Source organism: Salmonella sp. NW177 (genome assembly GCF_051811585.1).
Taxonomy (GTDB): Bacteria; Pseudomonadota; Gammaproteobacteria; order Enterobacterales; family Enterobacteriaceae; genus Salmonella; species Salmonella enterica.
Window position 1 is genome coordinate 247,613 of sequence record NZ_JAMMZV010000005.1, and the last position, 22,720, is coordinate 270,332.

Sequence of the window (22,720 nt, forward strand, 5' to 3'; positions counted from 1 at the left end):
ATGTCGTGCCCGGTTATTGAGCTGACACAGCAACTTATTCGTCGCCCCTCCCTGAGTCCGGATGACGCAGGCTGTCAGGCATTAATGATTGAACGCCTGCGTAAAATCGGTTTTACCATTGAGCATATGGATTTTGGCGACACGCAAAATTTTTGGGCATGGCGTGGGCGTGGCGAAACGCTGGCGTTCGCCGGGCATACTGACGTCGTACCGGCTGGCGATGTCGATCGCTGGATCAATCCGCCGTTTGAACCTACGATTCGCGACGGAATGTTGTTCGGTCGCGGCGCGGCGGATATGAAAGGTTCACTGGCGGCCATGGTGGTGGCTGCTGAACGATTTGTTGCGCAGCATCCTCATCACCGGGGCCGCCTCGCGTTTTTGATTACCTCTGATGAGGAAGCCAGCGCAAAAAATGGCACCGTAAAGGTGGTTGAAGCGCTGATGGCCCGTAACGAGCGGCTGGATTACTGTCTGGTCGGCGAACCTTCCAGTACTGAAATTGTGGGTGATGTCGTCAAAAACGGGCGTCGCGGTTCCCTCACCTGTAACCTCACTATTCATGGCGTTCAGGGGCACGTCGCCTATCCGCATCTGGCGGATAACCCTGTTCATCGCGCCGCGCCTTTTCTTAATGAACTGGTCGCTATCGAGTGGGATCGGGGCAATGACTTTTTCCCGGCCACCAGTATGCAGGTAGCCAATATCCAGGCAGGCACCGGCAGCAATAATGTCATTCCCGGTGAACTGTTCGTGCAGTTTAACTTCCGTTTCAGCACGGAACTGACCGATGAGATGATCAAAGAGCGGGTACATGCGCTGCTTGAAAAGCATCAGCTACGCTATACCGTAGACTGGTGGCTTTCCGGCCAGCCGTTCCTGACCGCACGCGGCAAGCTGGTGGACGCGGTGGTAAACGCCATTGAGCACTATAATGAAATTAAACCGCAATTACTGACGACGGGCGGTACGTCCGACGGACGTTTTATCGCCCGTATGGGAGCGCAGGTGGTAGAACTGGGGCCGGTGAACGCCACCATTCATAAAATTAATGAATGTGTGAATGCCGCCGATCTCCAGCTACTGGCCCGTATGTATCAACGCATTATGGAACAGCTCGTCGCCTGATGAGCGTTCCGGTAAGAGGAAATAAGCATGGACTGGCTGGCAAAATATTGGTGGATTCTGGTATTGGTGTTTCTGGTAGGCGTACTGCTGAATGTGATCAAAGATCTCAAACGCATCGACCATAAGAAATTCCTTGCCAATAAACCTGAGCTGCCCCCGCATCGCGATTTTAACGATAAGTGGGACGATGAAGAAGACTGGCCGAAGAAAGATCAGCCGAAAAAGTAACCGGATATCATGCCGGACAGGTATCGCTATCCGGCATGGTCCCCACCGCCGGGCATTACGTCGCGCAAACGCTGCGTTCGTCCGGCATCCAGCGCAATCAGCGCCTGCGCCGCCTGCGCACGCTGCAACGCCAGCAGAGCTTTACGGCCTGAAATGCGTAGCCGGGCGCACAGTTCGGCATCGCTGGCTTTTTCCTCCAGCCGCCCTCTCAGCGCCGGTAATGGCAATGCGCTGTATTGCAGTAAACGATGCAGGCAACCTAACGATGTCAGTAGCGGGCGGTGCGCGAAAGCAAAACCGACCAGCTCACGCCAGTCTTCATCATTAAGCGCCTGTTCATCTAACGCCGCCAGCGGTATCGCCTCGCCGTTCCACTGCGTCAGGATATCCGCATCGCGGCGCAAACGTCGGTGTTCCTGCTGCGCCAGCCGTTTTCCCGCGTCGCTCAGCGGCAATAACGCCATCGCCGTATAGCAACCGCTGCTCGCCTCCCGATGGTTGCCCATTCGTACCAGCACAAAACCGCAGCGTTGCCAGAAACGCCACAGCTCCGGCGTATAGCCGAAGCTGACGGAAAGATAATCACACTGCGCCGCCTGCATGCACGCGCAGGCAATCAACTGCTGACCGATGCCTTCGCGCTGGCGAGCGGGGTGCACTGCGATACGGCTTACGCGACGCCCGACCAGCGTCGCGGCTAAAGGGTCGCAACCGTGCGCCGCCAGCGACTGCGCCACCAGATTTCCACGCGGCCGCCGGAAACCGCCCCATACAGCCTGACTGAGTTCTGCGGATAAGCCCCCCTCTTCGACCAGCCAGACGGCGCCCGCCACACGGTTATTCGCCGTAGCCTGCAAGAAATGCTGTCCTGGCGCATCCATCATTCGGCGCAGATCCAGCGGCGAAGTACGATAGTGCGCCCCCGACAGTAACTGATACACAGCCCTCGGCAACGCGGGCGTCTCCCCCCAGGCCTGCTGGTAAAAAGCCGAGATTGCTATCGCACCATGTGGCGCCTGCGCAAACGCTTCATCGTCGAATATCAGCGCCTCGCTGACGATATTTTCCAGCGGGCATTCTGGCGCCCAGCGGACAGGCTGACGAAGCGTGAAGCGGTGAAGCTGCGGAAAACGGGCGCAAAACTTAAGTAAAAAACCGCGTCCGGTGCCTTCGTAGCCCTGAACGGTGGTGGTGAGTAGTATGCGGGGAAAGCGCGAAACCAGTTGCAGCAGCAGCGGCGCGGGGATTGCCGCCGCCTCGTCAACTACCAGCCAGTCGGCTCTTGCCCCGCTCGCCAGCAACGCATCCGGCGCCATAAAGCAGAACCGCTCACCGGCAAACGCTGCCAGGATATCCGTTGCCGTTTTCGCCGGTGCGGTCACGATAGCCGTGCCCGCCATCCGGGAGATGAATTGCCCGGCCAGCGCCGATTTGCCGCGCCCACGGGGGGCAATCACCGTCGCCACGCCGGGCGGCATTTCACGTAAACGCGATAAGATAGCCGCCTGCTCCGGCTGCGGCTCGCCGGTGGCGGGTCGCCAGCGTCCACGGAAAGGATAAGATGGCCAGCAAAACGGCTGGCGCTGTCGCCAAAGCAGCGTTTGCGGATCGCGGGAAAGAGTCCGTTTAAGATGCTGTGCAAACTGCGGTGTGGGGATAGGCTGCGCGCAGTCGCTCCAGCGCAGTGAATCGGTATCAGGCCTGCTTTCCCACGTCTCATACGGCGGCATCAGCAGAAGCAGCCAGCTTCCGGCCTGCAAGGTCCCGCTCAGGGCGGCAAACGCTGCGGCGTCAAAGCCCTGCCAGGCATCAAATATCGCATGACGGAATTCACGGCCCAGCAGCGTTTGTAACGCCTGTGGCGTACAGCGCGGCTGGGCGGGCGCGTCAGGCGCGACCCACAGCCAGTCACCGGGCAGCGCAGCGCGTATCGCCTCGGCCCGCTCCCGGCACCACGCCGCATCGCCGCTGATGACCAGTAAACGGCGAATGCCTTCCTGTGTCATTTGCGACGTTAACGCCTGTAGCGCATCGATATCAGACATCCCTGCCCCGGTTTATCAAAAGTTTTTGCCAAACGTATTACATTGCGCCGGGTCACCGCTGTCAAAGCCACGCTTAAACCAGCTGTAGCGCTGTTCTGAGGTGCCGTGGGTAAAACTATCCGGCACGACGCGCCCCTGCCCCTGTTGCTGTAAGCGATCGTCGCCGATAGCCTGTGCGGCATTGAGCGCCTCTTCCAGATCGCCCGCCTCCAGTACGCCTTGCTGCTGCATACTGTGTCCCCACACGCCAGCAAAGCAATCCGCCTGTAGCTCCATGCGCACCGAAAGGCGATTCACCTCCGTTTGCGACGCGTTTTGCTGCAACTGGCGTACTTTCGGCTCAATACCTAACAGTTTTTGTACGTGGTGGCCGACTTCGTGGGCGATGACATAACCCTGAGCAAAATCACCGTCCGCGCCCAGCTTATTTTTCATATCATCGTAAAATGAGAGATCGATATAGACGGTGCCGTCCGCCGGGCAGTAAAACGGCCCCATCACGGACTGACCCGCACCACAGCCGGTACGCGTCATACCACGGTACATCACCAGTTTTGGCTGCTGATAGCCGCGGCCCATTTTTTGAAAGAGTTGCCCCCAGGTATCTTCGGTCGTCGCCAGAATCACCGAGGTAAATTTTGCCGCTTCATCATCATTGGGGCTTATCGAACGCGTCGACTGCTGCTGCGAAACCGGCTGACCGGTCAACAGACCGGTTAAATCCACCCCATAGTACCCTGCGACCAACACCACCACCAACAGAATGATGCCGCCTTTCCCGCGCGGAAGACGAAAGCCAGGGCCCCCCAGCGAAGGGCCGCCAGGCCGATTACGTCTGTCCTCTACATTGTTGCTTTCACGACGCCCTTGCCAGCGCATAATCACCTCATTCTCTCTTTGTTATACAGATGATCGTAGGCGGTCAGGCGCAGGATTACCACAGGTAAACGCTATCAGAATGAGGAAAGGATGATACCGGAGAGCGGTTGCCCCCCGGTCAGAAGCGGAATTAATCTAATTTCACGCCCAGGCGATGCGCGACGGCTTCATAGGCTTCAATCAGACCGCCCAGACTCTGGCGGAAGCGGTCTTTGTCCATTTTGTCCAGCGTCTCTTTATCCCACAGGCGGCTGCCGTCCGGCGAAAACTCATCGCCCAGCACCACTTCGCCTTTATACAGGCCAAACTCCAGTTTGAAATCCACCAGGATAAGACCCGCGTCATCAAACAGTTTTTTCAGTACGTCGTTGGCTTTGTAGGTTAGCTCTTTCATACGCGCCAGATTTTCCTGACTTACCCAACCGAACGTTTCACAGTAGGAACTATTCACCATCGGGTCGTGCAGCGCGTCGTTTTTCAGGAACAGATCGAATATCGGCGGGTTAAGCTCCATGCCTTCTTCCACGCCCAGACGCTTGACCAGCGACCCTGCCGCACGGTTGCGCACCACACATTCAACCGGCACCATCTCCAGCTTCTTCACCAGACACTCGGTATCAGACAGCAAACGTTCCATCTGGGTCGGGATGCCCGCCTCGGCCAGTTTGGTCATAATGAAATGGTTGAATTTGTTGTTTACCATGCCCTTGCGATCAAACTGTTCAATGCGCGCGCCATCCCCTGCTGACGTATCATTGCGGAATTCGAGCACCAACAGGTCCGGGTTTTCCGTGCTGTATACGGTTTTCGCTTTACCACGATACAACTCAGCTTGCTTTTGCATCTTTAACACTCCTGGGTGTGAATTAACGATAAGTATTCATTTCCTGCTACGCCTGCCGGAGACGTCGGCCTGTAATTGTGGTGCGAAATAGCGGTTAAATCGCGTTTTTGTACCGACGCACACGTTTGCGTATCTTATCAGAAAAAAGGGCCGGATTACTCCAGCCCTGTTAAATTACTTGTTGAACGCTGCCTGGAAGACGGCAACCAGCGCGTCGTTCTGGCTTTGCGTCAGAGTATGCCCCTTAGGATCGATAAACTGCAAGCTGCTGCGGTTATCTAAATCGCCGACCTGCAATTTATAGTCTCCGGATGCCAGGCCCGGGTCGCTAGCGCCCAGATCCCGCCAGTCGCTGTCAGACAACGGTTTGTACGTTACCGCCATGCTGCCCTGAGAGCGAGTGCTGTCGGTGACTTTCATGCCCACTTTTTCCAGCGCGGCCGGGAGGCGTTGCCACACGAGGTTGAACGGACCGCGAACGACCAGCATAGGTAAACCGGTATCATCAGCGGCGCTCTGCACATCCATCGTTGCGGCGGAACGGTTCTGCGCGGCATTTGCCGCATCCGTAGCGGTCTTATCCAGACCGGCGGAAATGACGTTCATCATTTCCGTGCTATAGCGCTGCAGCGACGCCGCGTCAGCGACCGGCTTGCCAGCCTGTTCCAGATTAACCAGTTTTACCGTTACCGCCTGCTGATAGCCCTGCGGCTTCACCGAGATTTGATAACGTCCACGATACTGTTCGTCTTCATCCAGGCGGTTCCAGTTCACCCAATCGGTCGTCAGGGTCTGGCTGGCATCGTCACGTTTTTCAATCGGATAATTTTTCGCCTGAATCACGCTGACGACTTGCGGCCACAGCGTGCTGCTACGACCATTTTCCACCAATAGCGTAGCGGTATCGCCAGAGAACTGGGTACGCGCGCCGCTCACTAACGCTAACGGCTGCGCTGGCGGACGGATATCCAACGCCTTACCAACCGCGCCGCTCCCCTTCGTGACCGGAATAACGTAGTCGCCGGTCGTTATCGGCAGGATCATTCCTGCCGGGGCGTGAAGTTCAGCAAGCGGCGCGGCATCCAGATAGGATTCATCGCCGCTTACCTGGCGCTTGTAGCGCGAATCGGAACTACAGGCAGCGAGCAGCAAAACAAGCGAAACACCCGCAACCTTCGCCAGGCGCGACTTTTGTACTGAGTAAGCCATCAAATCTCCCTAAACTTTACAGCAGGCCAGCATGCTGAAGCGCTGCTTTGACGATGTCACGACCATGGTCCGTGATAGGCGTCATTGGCAGGCGCAGCGTGTCGGTCGCCACAAGACCCAATGCCTTACATGCCCATTTCACCGGGATAGGATTGGGTTCGACAAATAGTTTGTTGTGTAACGGCATCAGACGCTGGTTGATAGCGCGCGCCTCGGCAAATTGCCCTTCCGCCGCCAGTTTGCACATGTCAGCCATCTCGCGCGCCGCTACGTTAGCAGTAACGGAAATCACGCCATGACCACCCAGTTGCATAAAGTCCAGCGCAGACGCGTCATCGCCGCTAAGCAGAATAAAATCGTCTGAAACCAGCTCTTTGATCTGGTGAACGCGGGTTAAGTTCCCTGTCGCCTCTTTGATAGCGATAATATTTTTTATTTCCGCCAGACGACCCACGGTTTCCGGCAACATGTCGCAACCGGTACGGGACGGCACATTATACAGAATTTGCGGCAAGTCAGTGTGTTCCGCGATGGCTTTGAAATGCTGGAACAAACCTTCCTGCGTCGGGCGATTGTAGTACGGCGTTACCGTCAGGCAGCCAACAATGCCGCTATCGTTAAAACGCTGCGTCAGGCTAATCGCTTCCGCGGTCGCGTTTGCGCCCGTGCCGGCGATAACCGGAATACGTCCGTCAGCCAGTTCCAGCGTCATCATCACGACATCGCCATGTTCATCATGGCTTAGCGTGGCAGACTCGCCGGTGGTGCCAACCGAAACAATCGCCGAGGTACCGTTGGCGACATGATAATCAATGAGTTTTTTCAGGCAAGACCTACTGACGTTACCTTTCTCATCCATCGGCGTAACAAGCGCGACAATACTTCCCGTGAACATGGGCCATCCTCTGTGCAAACAAGTCCCTCAATGGTACGTTTGGTATGGCAATAAAAGCAAGCGACCAAAGCCGTTCTGATTGTTGTATGCAGGTTTTTTTTATGGTTTCCTTAAGATTACCTCACCGCTCAAAGGAATAACTGGTTTGACACCGTCATCACAACACTATTTGGTTATCACTGCGCTGGGCGCCGACAGGCCCGGTATTGTGAATACCATTACTCGCCATGTCAGCAGTTGCGGCTGTAATATCGAAGACAGCCGACTGGCGATGCTGGGCGATGAATTCACGTTTATTATGCTGTTGTCCGGCACGTGGAACGCGATTACCTTGATTGAATCGACATTACCGTTAAAAGGCGCGGAGCTGGATCTGCTGATTGTGATGAAACGGACGTCCGACCGTCCCCGCCCGGCAATGCCCGCGACGGTATGGGTTCAGGTTGAGGTCGCCGACTCCCCGCATTTAATTGAGCGATTCACCGCGCTGTTTAATAGTCATGAAATGAATATTGCGGAGCTGGTCTCCCGCACGCAGCCGGCTGAAGGTGATAAAGCTGCGCAATTATTTATTCAAATCACCGCACATAGCCCGGCGTCGCAAAATTCCGCAAATATTGAGCAAGCCTTTAAAGCACTATGTACAGAACTCAATGCGCAAGGCAGTATAAACGTCGTCAATTACTCACAACATGATGAACAGGATGGAGTTAAGTAATGAATCCACTGAAAGCCGGTGATATCGCACCGAAATTTAGCTTGCCGGATCAAGACGGGGAACAAGTAAATTTGACCGACTTCCAGGGACAGCGCGTTCTGGTTTATTTCTACCCAAAAGCCATGACACCCGGCTGTACCGTGCAGGCCTGCGGCTTACGCGATAACATGGACGAGCTCAAAAAAGCAGGCGTGGACGTGCTGGGTATCAGCACCGATAAACCTGAAAAACTCTCCCGTTTCGCTGAAAAAGAGCTGCTGAACTTTACCCTTTTGTCCGATGAAAACCATCAGGTGTGTGAACAGTTCGGCGTCTGGGGCGAAAAGTCGTTTATGGGCAAAACGTATGACGGCATTCACCGCATCAGCTTTTTGATTGACGCTGATGGTAAGATTGAACACGTCTTTAATGATTTTAAAACCAGCAATCACCATGATGTGGTGTTGAACTGGCTGAAAGAAAACGCGTAAAAGCCTCAGGCCGCGCTGATGTGCGGCCTGGAAAGGGAATGCGCCGTCAGGCTTGCCGCGCCAGACGCCATATCGCCGCCACATTGCGCGCCGACAGGCTCAGGTTATATTCCGCCTCGTGTAAGGCTTCCGGCAGCGTAACGATATGCGACAAAATCGACAGCGCCGCATCGATACCCTGCTGATACACAACGTGATGATCGTGTTGCAGCCCACCGGCGAGCGCGATAACCGGTTTATGATACCGCTTCGCCACTCTGGCGACGCCAATCGGCGTCTTGCCGCAAATACTTTGGCTGTCCAGCCGCCCTTCTCCGGTAATCACCAGATCGGCATCTTTAACCGCCTGCTCAAGCTGTAGCGTTTCCACGACAATCTCTACGCCGGCGCGTAATTCCGCATTGAGCAATCCTAAAAGCGCGGCGCCCATTCCACCTGCCGCACCCGCGCCGGGAGCGTTAATCACCTCACGTCCCGTAGCCTGATAAATATGTCGGCCCCAGTTTTCCAGCGCCGCGTCCAGGGTGTTCACCATTTCCGCTGTCGCCCCTTTTTGTGGGCCAAAAATGGCCGATGCGCCCTGGGAACCACACAGCGGATTGTTGACATCGCACGCCACGGTTATCGATACCTTACGCAGCAATGGGTGACAACCGGACAGATCGATAGAGGCCAGCGCCGCCAGCGCCTCGCCGCCCGGAGAAAGCGAGCGCCCCTGTTTATCGCGCAATATAACGCCAAGCGCCTGCATCATCCCCGCGCCGCCGTCATTCGTCGCGCTGCCGCCAATTCCCAGAATAATACGCTTTACGCCACGCTCCAGCGCCGCGACGATTAACTCGCCGGTGCCGTAGCTGGTGGTATTAAGCGGGTTGCGCAATTCAGGCGAAACGTGATGCAGCCCGGATGCCGCCGCCATTTCAATCACGGCGGTATCGCTATCGCCCAGCATTCCCCAGCGCGCGGCCACCGGTTGCCCAAGCGGGCCTTGTACCCACTGGTCGACATAACGCCCGCCGCTGGCTTCCACCATTGATTGTACGGTTCCTTCCCCGCCATCCGCCATGGGCACTTTAACGTAGTCGGCGTCAGGATAAATTTCGCGGAACCCCTTTTCTATCGCCTCAGCGACCGCCATTGCGGACAAACTTTCTTTAAATGAATCAGGAGCAATAACAATTTTCATAGGGATTATCCTGCAAAACCAAAGAAACCGAACATCAGAGTAGAAATAAAGGTAATGGCTAGCCCCACCAGCGTTTCATACGGCATTAGCTTTAAACGTTCATGAATTTGCATATTGACGCTGCCGCCCGTCGCGTGGAAAAAGCTGCCGTGCGGCAGATGGTCCAGTACCGTGGCGCCCGCATGGATCATAGCGGCTCCCGCCAGGGCGGAAACGCCAAGTTCAAGTAACGTGGGAGAGAAAACGCCGGACGCCACCGCCGTTCCCGCCGTGGTTGAGGCCGTCGCCATTGACATCATGGCGCCAGACACGGGCGCCAGCAGCCAGGACGGCAATCCCGAAGCGGTGAGGCCATGAATCAGGACATCTTTAAGTTCGGAATTAGCGATAATGCCGGCCAGCGTACCGGTTCCCAGCAACATAATAGCGACAGGCGCCATACGCATCAGACCGGCGACCATGTACTGGTTACAGTGGCGCGCGCGTCCCATCAACAGCAGACCGACCAATCCCCCTACGGGCAGGGCAATTAACGGGTCAATGGAAATGCCGGCAAACGGACGGAGAGAAAGCAGGAAAATAGCGACCAGCGGCGCGCTAATCGCCACCAGAAAACCGGGTCTGGCGACGGAGTCATCATGGTGAGTCACTTCATGATCGGCGACGCCCGCGCCTTTATTATTCAGCCGTTTCGCTAACAGATAGGCGATAATAAGCCCAACGATGCCCGGAACCACGCCCGCCAGCATAATAGAGGTAAGAGGAACATGAAACGCATCGGAGGCGGCAATAGCGTTCGGGTTAGGTGACATCACGTTACCCGCTTTGCCGCCGCCAACCATCGCCAGCAGGATAGCGCTTTTTGACAGGCCTGCATTACGCGCAATCGACAGCGCAATCGGCGCGACGGTAATCACCGCCACATCAATAAATACGCCGACGGCGGTCAAACATAGTGTGGCAATGGCTAATGCCAATAATGCCCGGGTTTCCCCCACTTTGCGGACAATCGTCTCAGCAATCGTATTCGCCGCCCCGGACTCAATTAATACGCCCGCCAGTACGCCTGCGGCCAGAATACGCAATACGGCATTAACAATGCCCTGCGCGCCTGACACCATCAGCGACACGGTTTGCAGAAGATCGGCGCCGCCAATCAAACCGCCGACCAGCGCGCCCGCCATCATGCCGTAGGCTGGCGACACTTTTCTTAAAATTAATACGATGGCCACAACCAATGCGGCAATGGCTCCCAGGGTGGATATCGACGTCATATACTGCGCCTCCTTTAACATGGAGCGCGCAGTATGGAAAAACCCGCCTAAAAATCCGCTGGAGCTTTCAACAAATTTCGATTCGACCTGGCAGCGGTAACTTGTCGGACGGTACAGATTCGGCCTGGAGCTCCATACCGATATAAAGCCAAAGCGTACTTTTTAACTCGTTGATTTTTATGTGCGTAATATCCTCACAGCGCTGTAAGCGATAGCGCAATGTATTCACATGAATATGCAATGCTTTGGCTGTTTGCGTCAGGTCACAATTATGTTCAAACCAGGTCCGCAGCGTCTGTTGCAATACGCCTTTCGCGTCATGTTGCGCCAGTTGCAGCCACAGACGCGATAGCTCCTGCACTTGCCAACTTTCAGACAGCCCGCTTAGCAGCGCGGGAAGCGCATGGTCATGATAAAAAATGTACTGGCTGCGCAGCTTTTGTCTTTTCGCCATCGCCTGCGTGGCTCTCGCAGTGAGCAAAGATCGGTGCAATCCCGTCTCGCCGGCAAAATAACCCCCAACCAAAATACGGCTAACGCCCGATGATGCAGCCCATGATTTAAAAATCTGCAATTCGCCCATTTCCTGGCGGGTATTCCACTTTCCCTCTTTTAACGTGATAGGCTTAATAATGATTAATTCATTAAATTCGGTAAACGTCACCAAATGGTTGCGCGCGTGATTCTCGAAATAATCCATTACATTGCGCAGCGCTTCGCGATCCGGCTGGGAAAGTTCAATAATCAGCACCACTCTGGGAACCGCCAGATCAATGCCCAGATAGGCCGCCATAGAGCGCAACGACTCTGTTGAATTTTCTCGCAAAATCAATTGGTTGATCAGCTCTTCGCGATAGCGTTTATCCCACTGTCGCTGTTCGATCAACACCATATGTTCGATCACCAGCTCCGCCGCCATTTTAACCAGCTCGGCATACGCGCGAACCTCCTCCGGCTCGCCGGTAATGCCTACCACGCCGATAAGCTGTTCATGAAAAGAGATGGGAAGATTAATGCCGGATCGCACGCCTTTTAGCTGATTGGCGGTAGCGGAATCAATTTCTACAATACGGTTTTCCTTTAGCGCCAGAATGGCTCCTTCATGACGCTGGCGAAGTCGCGAAGGTTCGCCAGACGCGATAATGACGCCATGTTCATCCATGACATTTACCGAGTAAGGAATAATTTTCATGGCTCGCTGTACAATTTGCCGCGCGGTATACCCTTTCAAGTAATGTTTTCTCAACACACTCATTCCCTGTTTCGTTATCGCTTCACATTAAAAAAACAATCTCGCATCAATGATGTCACTTATTAACGAATTTCTCAGAAGAATGCTTAGGCTAAGTCACCAAATTTTGGCGGCTTTACAGCGAGAATTTTGTAGGTTCCGACAATAAAAATGCCGCAACACGGTGCGGCATTAAAAAAAAGAGCGGCTTTCTAAGCGCTTGTCCCTCATCAGGCGTGCGCAAAATGGCGGCAGGGCACTATGATGTCGTTCACGCTTTACAACTTTTGTACAGACCGCTCAGGATGAGGCATCCGTCACCTGACCATCCGGCCAGGCATGGACAACGGCTTTAATCAGCGTCGCCAATGGAATGGCGAAAAACACTCCCCAGAAACCCCACAGACCGCCGAAAATCACCACTGACAGAATAATCACCAGCGGATGCAAATTCACCGCTTCGGAGAAAAGTACCGGTACCAGCAGATTGCCATCCAGCGCCTGAATAATCAGATAAACGGCAAAACAGCTCCAGAATTCCGTTCCCAGACCAAACTGAAACAGCGCGACGCCCACCACCGGAATTGTCACCACAAAGGCGCCGATATAGGGGATCAGGACCGAAAAGCCCACCAGTACCGCCAGCAGCAGCGAATAGTTGAGGCCAAACAGCAAAAAGCCCAGCCAGGTCGCCACGCCCACCACTACCATCTCCAGCACTTTTCCGCGGATATAGTTGGTGATCTGCTGATTCATCTCATTCCACACCTGCCCCGCCAGCCCGCGATTACGCGGCAGCACGCGGCGCACGGCATTCAACATCTGCTCTTTATCTTTTACCAGGAAAAAGACCATCAGCGGCACCAGCACCAGATATACCGCCAGCGTCAGTAGCCCGACTAACGAAGCCAGCGAATACTTCACCACCGAATCGCCCATGTTAAGCATCCGGGTACGCATGTTTTCCGCCATCGCATCAATAATGCCCGCATCCATCAGCGCCGGATAGCGTCGCGGCAAGGTCGCGGCAAAATCGGACAGTTTATTCAGCATACCGGGCATATCACGAATCAGGTAAATACCCTGCTGCCAGGCAATCGGCATCACCACAAACGCCATTAATAACAGAATGCCGACAAAGAGGATAAGGACAATGGAGGCTGCCCAGCGCCGGGAACAGCCAATCGCCTGCAGGCGCGCCGTCGGCCACTCCAGCAGGTAGGCCAGTACGATTGCGACCAGCAGCGGCGCTAACAGGCCGCTAAAGAAAAAGAGGATGCTAAAACCAGCCACCAGAATGACCAGCAAGGCAATCGCCTCCGGGTCGCTGAAGCGACGGCGATACCATTGCATTAACATTTCGAGCATAAAACCCTTCCCAGAACTCAACTGCGGGATTGTGATGCCGAATTGTATCGAAATGTCACAAAAAAGACTTCGCTTTTTATCGTTGATTCAGGAAACTAAAATAGTGAGTCTGTGCTCATCACAGTTACACTTATGAAGTGTCGGAGCGTGGAACGATATTTCACGACGTTGGTCAAAGGGCTATCTCAAAACAACAGGATAGAGGTTATGTTCAGGCAGTTGAAAAAAAACCTGGTGGCAACCCTCATTGCAGCATTGGCTCTCGGTCAGGTCGCGCCCGCATTTGCCGACCCTGCCGACACGCTGCCCGATATGGGAACCTCGGCAGGAAGCACGCTTTCTATCGGACAAGAGATGCAAATGGGCGACTTTTATGTGCGCCAGCTACGCGGCAGCGCGCCGTTAATCAACGATCCGCTGCTGGTGCAATACATTAACGCGCTGGGGATGCGTCTGGTCTCGCACGCCGACTCCGTCAAAACGCCCTTCCATTTTTTCTTGATCAATAATGACGAAATCAACGCGTTCGCGTTCTTTGGCGGCAATGTGGTGCTGCACTCGGCACTTTTTCGCTACGCGGATAACGAAAGCCAGCTAGCTTCAGTCATGGCGCATGAAATCTCCCACGTGACGCAGCGCCACCTGGCGCGCGCGATGGAAGATCAAAAGCGCAGCGCGCCGCTTACCTGGGTGGGCGCGCTGGGTTCCATTTTGCTGGCCATGGCCAGCCCACAGGCCGGTATGGCGGCGCTAACCGGTACTCTGGCGGGAACGCGCCAGGGAATGATAAGTTTCACCCAGCAAAATGAGCAAGAGGCCGACCGTATTGGTATTCAGGTACTGCAACGCGCCGGATTTGACCCACAGGCGATGCCCTCTTTCCTCGAAAAACTGCTCGACCAGGCGCGTTACTCCACGCGCCCGCCTGAAATTTTGCTCACTCACCCCTTACCGGAAAGCCGCCTTGCGGATGCCCGCAACCGTGCCAACCAGATGCGTCCGGTCGTGGTGCAATCTTCCGCTGACTTCTATCTCGCCAAAGCGCGCGCCCTGGGAATGTACAATTCCGGACGTAACCAGCTTACCAGCGACCTGCTGGATCAGTGGTCTAAAGGCAACGTGCGTCAGCAACATGCGGCGCAATATGGCCGGGCGTTGCAGGCGATGGAAGCGAGCAAGTACGATGAAGCGCGCAAAACGTTGCAGCCGCTGTTAAGCGCAGAGCCGAACAATGCCTGGTATCTTGACCTCGCCACCGATATTGACCTGGGGCAGAAAAGAGCCAACGACGCGATTAATCGCCTGAAAAATGCCCGCGATCTGCGCGTTAATCCTGTGCTGCAGTTAAACCTCGCCAATGCGTACCTCCAGGGAGGCCAGCCGAAAGCGGCGGAAACCATTCTGAATCGCTACACCTTTAGCCATAAAGATGACGGTAACGGCTGGGATCTGCTTGCTCAGGCCGAAGCCGCGCTGAACAACCGCGATCAGGAGCTGGCGGCGCGCGCTGAAAGTTATGCGCTGGCGGGACGACTGGATCAGGCAATTTCACTGCTCAGTAGCGCCAGCGCCCAGGCAAAACTGGGTAGCCAGCAACAGGCGCGTTACGATGCGCGTATCGACCAGTTGCGCCAGTTACAGGAACGCTTCAAGCCATACACGAAAATGTAATCGCCGTTTATTAGCCGGATGGCGTCACAAGGAGAACTCATGACCGACACGATTAAAATCTACCATAACCCGCGCTGCTCGAAGAGCCGCGACACGCTGAACCTGCTGAAATCTAACGGCGTGGAACCGGAAGTGGTGCTTTATCTGGATACGCCCGCCGACGCCGCCACCGTGCGGGAACTGCTGCGTATGTTGGGCATGTCCAGCGCGCGCGAACTGATGCGCCAGAAAGAAGATCTCTATAAGACGCTTCACCTGGCGGATAGCCAGCTGAGTGAAGAGGCGTTAATCCAGGCGCTGGTTGAACACCCTAAACTGATGGAGCGCCCCATTGTGGTAGCAAATGGCCAAGCGCGCATTGGCCGACCGCCTGAGCAGGTGCTGGACATCCTCGGTTAACCGTTGAACGCCGCCGTCGCGGCGTATTACAGTTTCAGAATCTCTTTGACAAACGGGATCGTCAGTTTTCGCTGGGCAGTGATCGACGCATGATCGAGCTGATCCAGCGTCATAAACAGCGTGCGCATTTCGCGATCAAGACGTTTGAGTAAAAACCGCCCGACATCTTCCGGCAGTTCAAACCCCCGTAACCGGGCGCGCAACTGTAGCGCCTGAAGTTTGTCTTCATCGGAAAGAGGCTGGAGTTTATAGATTTGCCCCCAGTCCAGACGGGAAGCGAGATCGGGCAAGCCCAGATTTAACTGTCTTGGCGGACGATCGCCGGTGATCAATAACCGCGTCTTACCGGACTCCAGAATGCGGTTATAGAGATCAAAGATCGCCATCTCCCACAGTTCATCGCCAGCGACACACTCAATGTTATCAATACACACCAGCGAGAGGTGTTCCATACCGTCGAGCACTTCCGGCACGAACCAGGTACGTTTATCGAGCGGGACGTAGCCTACCGCATCTCCACGCTGCGACAGTTCAGCGCAGGCGGCGTGCAGCAAATGGCTGCGGCCCGCGCCTTCACGCGCCCAAAGGTAGATATATCCACTATGTTCCTGGCGCAACACGTTTTGTAACGCGGCCAGTAGAGAGGCGTTATCCCCCGGCCAGAAACTTGCGAAAGTTTCGTCGTCAGGAAGATAAAGTGGCAAAGAGAGCTGTGCCGGTGTGTTCAGAGATACCTCAACCCAGGATGACATAAAATCGCGCTGAGTTTACCACATAATTCCCTTGAGATAGAACCGGGCAGCATCGCTGCCCGGCAACCCGTTACTGATGCGGAGGCTCCGCATCATTTGCCTCCAGTACCACTTCTTCCGGACGCAACAGGCTAATCAGTTTAAAAATCAGGCTCAGGCAAATCCCGACGATGGTCGCCAGCGCCATCCCTTTCAATTCTGCCGCGCCGATATGCACTTTCGCGCCGCTCACGCCGATGATCAAAATCACCGAGGTGAGGATCAGGTTTTGCGCTTTGTTGTAGTCGACTTTTGATTCGATCAATACGCGAATCCCCGACGCGCCGATAACGCCGTACAACAGCAGCGAGACGCCGCCCATCACGGGTAACGGGATAATCTGAATCGCCGCCGCCAGTTTGCCAACACAGGAAAGCAGAATGGCGAAAATCGCCGCGCCGCCGATAACCCAGGTACTGTAAACGCGGGTGATCGCCATGACGCCAATATTTTCCCCATAGGTGGTATTCGGCGTGGAGCCGAAGAAACCGGAGACGATCGTCGACAGTCCGTTAGCGAACATCGAGCGGTGCAAACCGGGATCGCGCACTAAATCTTTTTTGACGATATTCGCCGTCACCACCAGATGACCGACATGCTCGGCGATCACGACCAACGCCGCGGGCAGAATCGTCAGGATCGCGAACCATTCAAAACGCGGCGTATAGAAAGTCGGTAGCGCAAACCAGTGTGCCTGGGCAATCGGCGTGGTATCGACCACTCCCAGCGCGAATGACAGCGCATAGCCTGCCAGCACGCCGATCAAAATCGGAATGATCGCCAGGAAACCACGAAACAGTACGGAGCCGAACACCGTCACCGCCAGCGTGACCATGGAGATGATAATTGTTTTCGTGTCCGGCGACTGCCCTTGCGCAGGCAGCAATCCGGCCATCCCCGCCGCGACGCCAGCCAGCTCCAGACCGATGACGGCAACGATTGCGCCCATTGCCGCAGGCGGGAACATCACATCCAGCCAGCCGGTGCCCGCTTTTTTAACGATGAAAGAGACCAGACAGAACAGCACGCCGCACATAATAAAACCGCCCAGCGCCACTTCATAACCCAGCGGCAACAGCAGTAGTACCGGGGAAATAAAGGCAAAGCTCGATCCGAGGTAGGCCGGAATTTTACCTTTGCAGATAAAGAGATACAGCAACGTTCCGATACCGTTAAACAGCAGAACCGTCGCGGGGTTGATATGAAACAGAACTGGCACCAGCACGGTCGCGCCAAACATGGCGAAAAGGTGCTGTAAACTAAGCGGGATTGTCTGTAAAAGCGGCGGTCTTTCACTCACCCCGATAGCACGGCGCGTCATAGTGTTTTCCTCTAAGTGTGTTTGTTATGAGTTGTTTTATTCAAAAAAAAGCCGACTCTTAAAGTCGGCTTTTAATTATTTATTCACTTATTTGGTACCAAAAATCTTATCGCCGGCATCGCCAAGCCCCGGAATAATGTATCCGTGCTCGTTAAGCCCCTGATCGATAGAGGCGGTGTACAGTTCAACGTCCGGGTGCGCTTTTTCCAGCGCCGCAATGCCTTCCGGCGCGGCGACCAGCACCAGCACCTTAATGCTGCTACAGCCTGCTTTTTTCAGCAGGTCGATGGTCGCGATGACAGAACCGCCGGTCGCCAACATCGGGTCGACGATCAGCGCCATGCGCTCATCAATGTTCGATACCAGCTTCTGGAAATAAGGTACTGGCTCAAGCGTCTCTTCGTTACGGTACATCCCGACTACGCTGATACGCGCGCTCGGTACATTTTCCAGAACGCCTTCCATCATGCCCAGACCCGCGCGCAGAATCGGCACAACGGTAATTTTTTTACCTTTGATCTGGTCGATTTCCACCGGGCCATTCCAGCCTTCGATGGTGACTTTTTCCGTTTCCAGGTCGGCTGTCGCTTCATACGTCAGCAGGCTGCCTACTTCTGAGGCGAGTTCACGAAAGCGTTTAGTGCTAATGTCGTTTTCACGCATCAGACCCAGCTTGTGTTTGACGAGTGGGTGTTTGACTTCCACGATCTTCATACTCTTCTCCTATCCTCAGATGACTGGCAACCACAAAAAAAATCGCCGGATTATACCGCTTTTCCTCTCTGACGCAACACAATGTATGCTTGACCTGGATCAACCAAAAGCGCAGATAGCGGAAAAGTGAGTATAAATCACTCACGTTGAAACAGGCGATAAAGGCTAACAACCGTTTGAATCTTAGCAATTTTAAGGATGAATAGCCTGTCCAGGCCACCTGTCGTAAACCAAGTGCTGGATATCCTTTTCTTTTTTACCAACAGAGAAATTTTCAAGCAGCGACCGAAACCATGCCAAAAAAAATCGCCCGGATATCCAGGGCGCAGACCACGCTCGCAAACGTTTGCTTTCCCTGTTAGAATTGCGCCGAATTTAACTTTTACCGCAAGAAAAAACGTGGGGAACCAGGCAGTGACCGATAAGACCTCTCTTAGCTATAAAGATGCCGGCGTCGATATTGATGCGGGTAACGCTCTGGTTGATCGAATCAAAGGCGTAGTGAAGAAAACTCGCCGCCCGGAGGTTATGGGCGGTCTGGGCGGTTTCGGTGCGCTGTGCGCGTTGCCGCAAAAATATCGTGAACCGGTACTGGTTTCCGGCACTGACGGCGTAGGCACCAAACTTCGCCTGGCGATGGACTTAAAGCGTCACGACGCTATCGGTATTGATCTGGTGGCGATGTGCGTAAACGATCTGGTCGTTCAGGGCGCGGAACCGCTGTTTTTCCTCGATTACTATGCCACGGGTAAACTGGATGTCGATACCGCTGCCAGCGTGATCAACGGTATTGCCGAAGGCTGCCTGCAATCCGGCTGCGCGCTGGTCGGCGGCGAGACGGCGGAAATGCCGGGCATGTATCACGGCGAAGATTACGATGTGGCGGGTTTCTGCGTCGGCGTAGTCGAAAAATCAGAAATCATCGACGGCTCCCGGGTTGCCGAAGGCGACGTGCTGATTGCGCTCGGCTCCAGCGGCCCGCACTCGAATGGATATTCGCTGGTGCGGAAAATTATTGACGTTAGCGGCTGCGACCCACAAACCACTCTGCTGGAAGGGAAGCCGCTGGCCGATCATCTGCTTGAACCGACCCGTATCTACGTAAAATCGGTTCTGGAACTGATTGAAAACGTCGATGTGCACGCTATCGCCCACCTCACCGGCGGCGGCTTTTGGGAGAATATTCCGCGCGTTCTGCCGGAGAATACCCAGGCAGTAATTAATGAGTCGTCATGGCAGTGGCCCGCCATCTTTACCTGGTTGCAAACCGCCGGTAATGTCAGCCGACATGAAATGTACCGTACCTTTAACTGCGGCGTCGGCATGGTGATTGCGCTCTCCGCTCCGGAAGCGGACAAAGCGCTTGCTCTGCTAAACGAGAAAGGTGAAAACGCATGGAAAATCGGTATCATCAAAGCCTCTGATTCCGAACAGCGTGTGGTTATTGAATAATGAATATTGTGGTGCTGATTTCCGGCAATGGAAGCAATTTACAGGCGATTATCGATGCCTGCGAAGCGAAGAAAATTAAAGGCACCCTCAGGGCAGTATTCAGCAATAAGGCCGACGCGTTCGGCCTTGAACGCGCCAGAGAAGCCGGCATTCCGGCGCAAGCGCTGACTGCCGATCGGTTTGACAGCCGCGACGCCTTCGATCGCGAGTTGATTCGCAAGATAGACGCGTATGCGCCCGATGTGGTCGTGCTGGCCGGTTTTATGCGTATTCTGAGTCCGATGTTTGTCGCGCATTACTACGGGCGTCTGCTGAACATTCACCCTTCCCTGCTGCCAAAATATCCGGGGTTGCATACCCATCGCCAGGCGCTGGAAAACGGCGATGAGGAGCACGGTACCTCGGTACATTTCGTGACAGACGAACTCGACGGCGGCCCGGTCATTCTCCAGGCGAAGGTGCCGGTTTTTGCCGACGACAGCGAAGATGATATCACCGCACGCGTACAGACTCAGGAACATGCGATTTATCCGCTGGTGATTAGCTGGTTTGCGCAGGGGCGTCTAAAGATGCGCGATAACGCCGCCTGGCTGGACGGGCGTCGTCTGCCGCCGCAAGGTTATGCGTCTGACGAATAATACGTCATCGAACAGGACTGCGTCTGCTTGCCGGATGGCGGCATAAATGCCTATCCGGCCTACTCTTTTCCCTTCCTTTATGCTATCAGTTTATTGTCATATTTTTCTGGCGCAGTTGGACATTAACGCGTAATGCTCGCCATAATCATCAGGCAGTGTCCCGTGAATAAAACGGAGTATAGGTAGTAATGGGTCAGGAAAAGCTATATATCGAGAAAGAACTAAGCTGGTTAGCATTTAACGAACGCGTGTTACAGGAAGCGGCGGACAAATCCAACCCGTTGATTGAGCGAATGCGGTTCCTGGGAATCTATTCTAATAACCTCGACGAGTTCTACAAAGTGCGTTTCGCTGAACTGAAACGACGCATTATTATCAGCGAAGAGCAGGGTTCAAATTCTCATTCACGCCATTTGTTAGGCAAAATTCAGTCCCGCGTGTTGAAAGCAGACCAGGAGTTCGACGGCCTGTACAACGAATTACTGCTGGAAATGGCGCGTAATCAAATCTTTCTGATCAACGAGCGTCAGCTCTCGGTGAACCAACAAAGCTGGTTGCGCCACTATTTTAAGCACTATTTGCGCCAGCATATTACCCCGATTCTCATTAACCGGGAGACGGATCTTGTTCAGTTTTTAAAAGATGATTACACCTATCTGGCGGTGGAGATTATCCGCGGCGACACCATCAACTATGCGCTGCTGGAGATACCGTCCGACAAAGTCCCACGCTTCGTTAATCTGCCGCCGGAAACACCACGCAGACGCAAGCCGATGATCCTTCTGGATAATATTCTGCGCTACTGCCTGGATGACATTTTTAAAGGGTTCTTCGACTATGACGCGCTTAATGCCTATTCGATGAAAATGACCCGCGATGCCGAATATGACCTGGTGCATGAGATGGAATCCAGTCTGATGGAGCTGATGTCTTCCAGCCTGAAGCAGCGCCTGACCGCTGAACCTGTGCGCTTTGTCTATCAACGCGATATGCCCGCCGCGCTGGTCGACGTGCTGCGGGAAAAACTGACGATCTCCCGGTATGACTCAATCGTACCCGGCGGGCGCTACCACAATTTTAAAGACTTTATTAATTTTCCGAATGTCGGTAAAGCCAACCTGGTCAATAAACCGTTACCGCGGTTACGCCATCTTTGGTTTGATAAAGAGAAGTTTCGTAACGGTTTCGACGCGATTCGTGAACGTGATGTGCTGCTCTATTATCCTTATCACACCTTTGAACATGTGCTGGAACTGCTGCGTCAGGCGTCGTTTGACCCAAGCGTGCTGGCGATCAAAATCAATATTTATCGCGTAGCGAAAGACTCGCGCATTATTGACTCGATGATCCATGCCGCCCATAACGGCAAAAAAGTCACCGTGGTGGTGGAGTTGCAGGCGCGCTTCGATGAAGAGGCAAATATTCACTGGGCCAAGCGGTTAACCGAAGCGGGCGTCCATGTTATTTTCTCTGCGCCCGGGCTGAAAATTCACGCCAAACTCTTCCTCATCTCACGAAAAGAGGGCGATGACGTGGTGCGTTATGCGCATATCGGCACCGGTAACTTCAACGAAAAAACGGCGCGGCTGTATACCGATTATTCGCTGCTGACCGCCGATGCGCGCATTACCAATGAAGTGCGCCGGGTCTTTAATTTTATTGAAAACCCCTATCGCCCGGTCACTTTCGATTATTTGATGGTTTCTCCACAAAACTCACGGCGTCTGCTGTATGAGATGATCGATCGTGAAATCGCCAATGCCCAGCAAGGCTTACCGTCAGGGATTACCTTAAAGCTTAACAACCTGGTCGATAAAGGGTTGGTCGACAGGCTATACGCCGCGTCGGGTTCGGGCGTCCAGGTCAATCTGCTGGTGCGCGGTATGTGTTCTCTTATTCCGCAACTGGAAGGCATTAGCGATAATATTCGCGCGATTAGCATTGTGGATCGCTATCTGGAACACGATCGGGTTTATATTTTCGAAAACGGCGGTGATAAGCAAGTTTGGCTCTCTTCAGCTGACTGGATGACGCGTAATATTGACTACCGTATCGAAGTCGCTACGCCTATCCTCGACCCGCGGCTTAAACAACGCGTCCTGGATATCATTGACATTCTGTTTAGCGACACGGTAAAAGCGCGTTTTATCGATAAAGAACTCAGCAACCGCTACGTACCGCGCGGCAATCGCCGTAAAGTCCAGGCGCAGCTGGCAATTTATGACTACATCAAATCACTCGAGCAACCAGACTAACGCT

The 22,720-nt window shown here is 54.3% G+C and carries 21 protein-coding genes; 9 read left to right on the top strand and 12 right to left on the bottom strand.

Features of this window, described 5'->3' with window-relative positions; translation table 11 throughout:
• Together dapE and NA986_RS15960 are read left to right on the top strand one after the other, a co-directional pair.
• Entirely contained in the window at positions 1 to 1,128 is a 1,128-nt protein-coding gene (gene dapE, locus NA986_RS15955; RefSeq protein ID WP_001277825.1) for a succinyl-diaminopimelate desuccinylase, read from the top strand.
• A 27-nt stretch (positions 1,129 to 1,155) separates the two neighbouring features.
• A complete protein-coding gene (locus NA986_RS15960) occupies positions 1,156 to 1,356 on the top strand; it encodes a YpfN family protein (protein ID WP_000383842.1) in 201 nt (66 codons plus the stop codon).
• A 26-nt stretch (positions 1,357 to 1,382) separates the two neighbouring features.
• On the opposite strand, the gene tmcA is transcribed toward NA986_RS15960, so the two are convergent.
• The 5 genes from tmcA to dapA form a co-directional block, all read right to left on the bottom strand.
• Complete coding sequence (gene tmcA, locus NA986_RS15965; RefSeq protein ID WP_023215829.1) at positions 1,383 to 3,401, bottom strand: tRNA cytosine(34) acetyltransferase TmcA; 2,019 nt, start codon at positions 3,399 to 3,401, stop codon at positions 1,383 to 1,385.
• 15 nt (positions 3,402 to 3,416) lie between these two features.
• A complete protein-coding gene (ypfJ, locus tag NA986_RS15970; protein WP_001267523.1) occupies positions 3,417 to 4,280 on the bottom strand; it encodes a KPN_02809 family neutral zinc metallopeptidase in 864 nt (287 codons plus the stop codon).
• A gap of 130 nt (positions 4,281 to 4,410) precedes the next feature.
• Positions 4,411 to 5,124 (bottom strand): phosphoribosylaminoimidazolesuccinocarboxamide synthase, encoded by a 714-nt coding sequence (gene purC / locus NA986_RS15975; RefSeq protein WP_001171630.1) that lies wholly within the window; start codon positions 5,122 to 5,124, stop codon positions 4,411 to 4,413.
• Between the two features lie 174 nt (positions 5,125 to 5,298).
• Entirely contained in the window at positions 5,299 to 6,333 is a 1,035-nt protein-coding gene (gene bamC / locus NA986_RS15980) for an outer membrane protein assembly factor BamC (protein WP_000331877.1), read from the bottom strand.
• Between the two features lie 16 nt (positions 6,334 to 6,349).
• Positions 6,350 to 7,228 carry a 4-hydroxy-tetrahydrodipicolinate synthase gene (dapA, locus tag NA986_RS15985; RefSeq protein ID WP_000494020.1) on the bottom strand — a complete coding sequence of 293 codons (879 nt, stop codon included), beginning with the start codon at positions 7,226 to 7,228 and terminating at the stop codon, positions 6,350 to 6,352.
• A gap of 145 nt (positions 7,229 to 7,373) precedes the next feature.
• On the opposite strand from dapA, the gene NA986_RS15990 reads away from it, so the two are divergent.
• Together NA986_RS15990 and bcp are read left to right on the top strand one after the other, a co-directional pair.
• Entirely contained in the window at positions 7,374 to 7,946 is a 573-nt protein-coding gene (locus NA986_RS15990) for a glycine cleavage system transcriptional repressor (RefSeq protein WP_000189061.1), read from the top strand.
• Entirely contained in the window at positions 7,946 to 8,416 is a 471-nt protein-coding gene (gene bcp, locus NA986_RS15995) for a thioredoxin-dependent thiol peroxidase (protein ID WP_001068686.1), read from the top strand. The genes NA986_RS15990 and bcp overlap by 1 nt, the downstream gene beginning before the upstream one ends.
• Before the next feature lie 46 nt (positions 8,417 to 8,462).
• On the opposite strand, the gene NA986_RS16000 is transcribed toward bcp, so the two are convergent.
• The 4 genes from NA986_RS16000 to NA986_RS16015 all read right to left on the bottom strand — a co-directional run bounded on the left by NA986_RS16000 (position 8,463) and on the right by NA986_RS16015 (position 13,475).
• Positions 8,463 to 9,602 carry a glycerate kinase gene (locus NA986_RS16000; protein WP_023215827.1) on the bottom strand — a complete coding sequence of 380 codons (1,140 nt, stop codon included), beginning with the start codon at positions 9,600 to 9,602 and terminating at the stop codon, positions 8,463 to 8,465.
• A gap of 5 nt (positions 9,603 to 9,607) precedes the next feature.
• Positions 9,608 to 10,876, bottom strand: a complete 1,269-nt coding sequence (locus tag NA986_RS16005; protein WP_000200859.1) for a GntP family permease — start codon at positions 10,874 to 10,876, stop codon at positions 9,608 to 9,610.
• 67 nt (positions 10,877 to 10,943) lie between these two features.
• A complete protein-coding gene (locus tag NA986_RS16010) occupies positions 10,944 to 12,131 on the bottom strand; it encodes a sugar diacid recognition domain-containing protein (protein ID WP_023205179.1) in 1,188 nt (395 codons plus the stop codon).
• 276 nt (positions 12,132 to 12,407) lie between these two features.
• Positions 12,408 to 13,475: an AI-2E family transporter gene (locus tag NA986_RS16015; protein ID WP_000892056.1), complete on the bottom strand. Its 1,068-nt coding sequence runs from the start codon at positions 13,473 to 13,475 to the stop codon at positions 12,408 to 12,410.
• 207 nt (positions 13,476 to 13,682) lie between these two features.
• Here NA986_RS16015 and bepA point away from each other — a divergent pair, with 207 nt between their 5' ends.
• Both bepA and arsC read left to right on the top strand, forming a co-directional pair.
• Positions 13,683 to 15,146: a beta-barrel assembly-enhancing protease gene (gene bepA / locus NA986_RS16020; RefSeq protein WP_000489631.1), complete on the top strand. Its 1,464-nt coding sequence runs from the start codon at positions 13,683 to 13,685 to the stop codon at positions 15,144 to 15,146.
• 39 nt (positions 15,147 to 15,185) lie between these two features.
• A complete protein-coding gene (gene arsC / locus NA986_RS16025; RefSeq protein WP_000132650.1) occupies positions 15,186 to 15,545 on the top strand; it encodes an arsenate reductase (glutaredoxin) in 360 nt (119 codons plus the stop codon).
• A 26-nt stretch (positions 15,546 to 15,571) separates the two neighbouring features.
• Here arsC and NA986_RS16030 read toward each other — a convergent pair whose 3' ends face one another.
• The 3 genes from NA986_RS16030 to upp all read right to left on the bottom strand — a co-directional run bounded on the left by NA986_RS16030 (position 15,572) and on the right by upp (position 18,371).
• A complete protein-coding gene (locus NA986_RS16030; protein WP_061835882.1) occupies positions 15,572 to 16,273 on the bottom strand; it encodes a DnaA inactivator Hda in 702 nt (233 codons plus the stop codon).
• A 94-nt stretch (positions 16,274 to 16,367) separates the two neighbouring features.
• The gene (gene uraA / locus NA986_RS16035; RefSeq protein WP_000198343.1) at positions 16,368 to 17,657 is read right to left on the bottom strand and encodes a uracil permease; all 1,290 of its coding nucleotides are present in this window, start codon (positions 17,655 to 17,657) and stop codon (positions 16,368 to 16,370) included.
• Between the two features lie 87 nt (positions 17,658 to 17,744).
• Positions 17,745 to 18,371 carry a uracil phosphoribosyltransferase gene (gene upp / locus NA986_RS16040; protein ID WP_000706208.1) on the bottom strand — a complete coding sequence of 209 codons (627 nt, stop codon included), beginning with the start codon at positions 18,369 to 18,371 and terminating at the stop codon, positions 17,745 to 17,747.
• 414 nt (positions 18,372 to 18,785) lie between these two features.
• Between upp and purM the strand changes: the two genes are divergently transcribed.
• From purM to ppk1, 3 genes are all read left to right on the top strand, one after another.
• Positions 18,786 to 19,823 (top strand): phosphoribosylformylglycinamidine cyclo-ligase, encoded by a 1,038-nt coding sequence (gene purM, locus NA986_RS16045; protein ID WP_000130477.1) that lies wholly within the window; start codon positions 18,786 to 18,788, stop codon positions 19,821 to 19,823.
• Positions 19,823 to 20,461 (top strand): phosphoribosylglycinamide formyltransferase, encoded by a 639-nt coding sequence (gene purN / locus NA986_RS16050; RefSeq protein WP_001028589.1) that lies wholly within the window; start codon positions 19,823 to 19,825, stop codon positions 20,459 to 20,461. The genes purM and purN overlap by 1 nt, the downstream gene beginning before the upstream one ends.
• 188 nt (positions 20,462 to 20,649) lie before the next feature.
• A complete protein-coding gene (gene ppk1, locus NA986_RS16055) occupies positions 20,650 to 22,716 on the top strand; it encodes a polyphosphate kinase 1 (protein ID WP_000529555.1) in 2,067 nt (688 codons plus the stop codon).
• Positions 22,717 to 22,720: the final 4 nt, after the last annotated feature.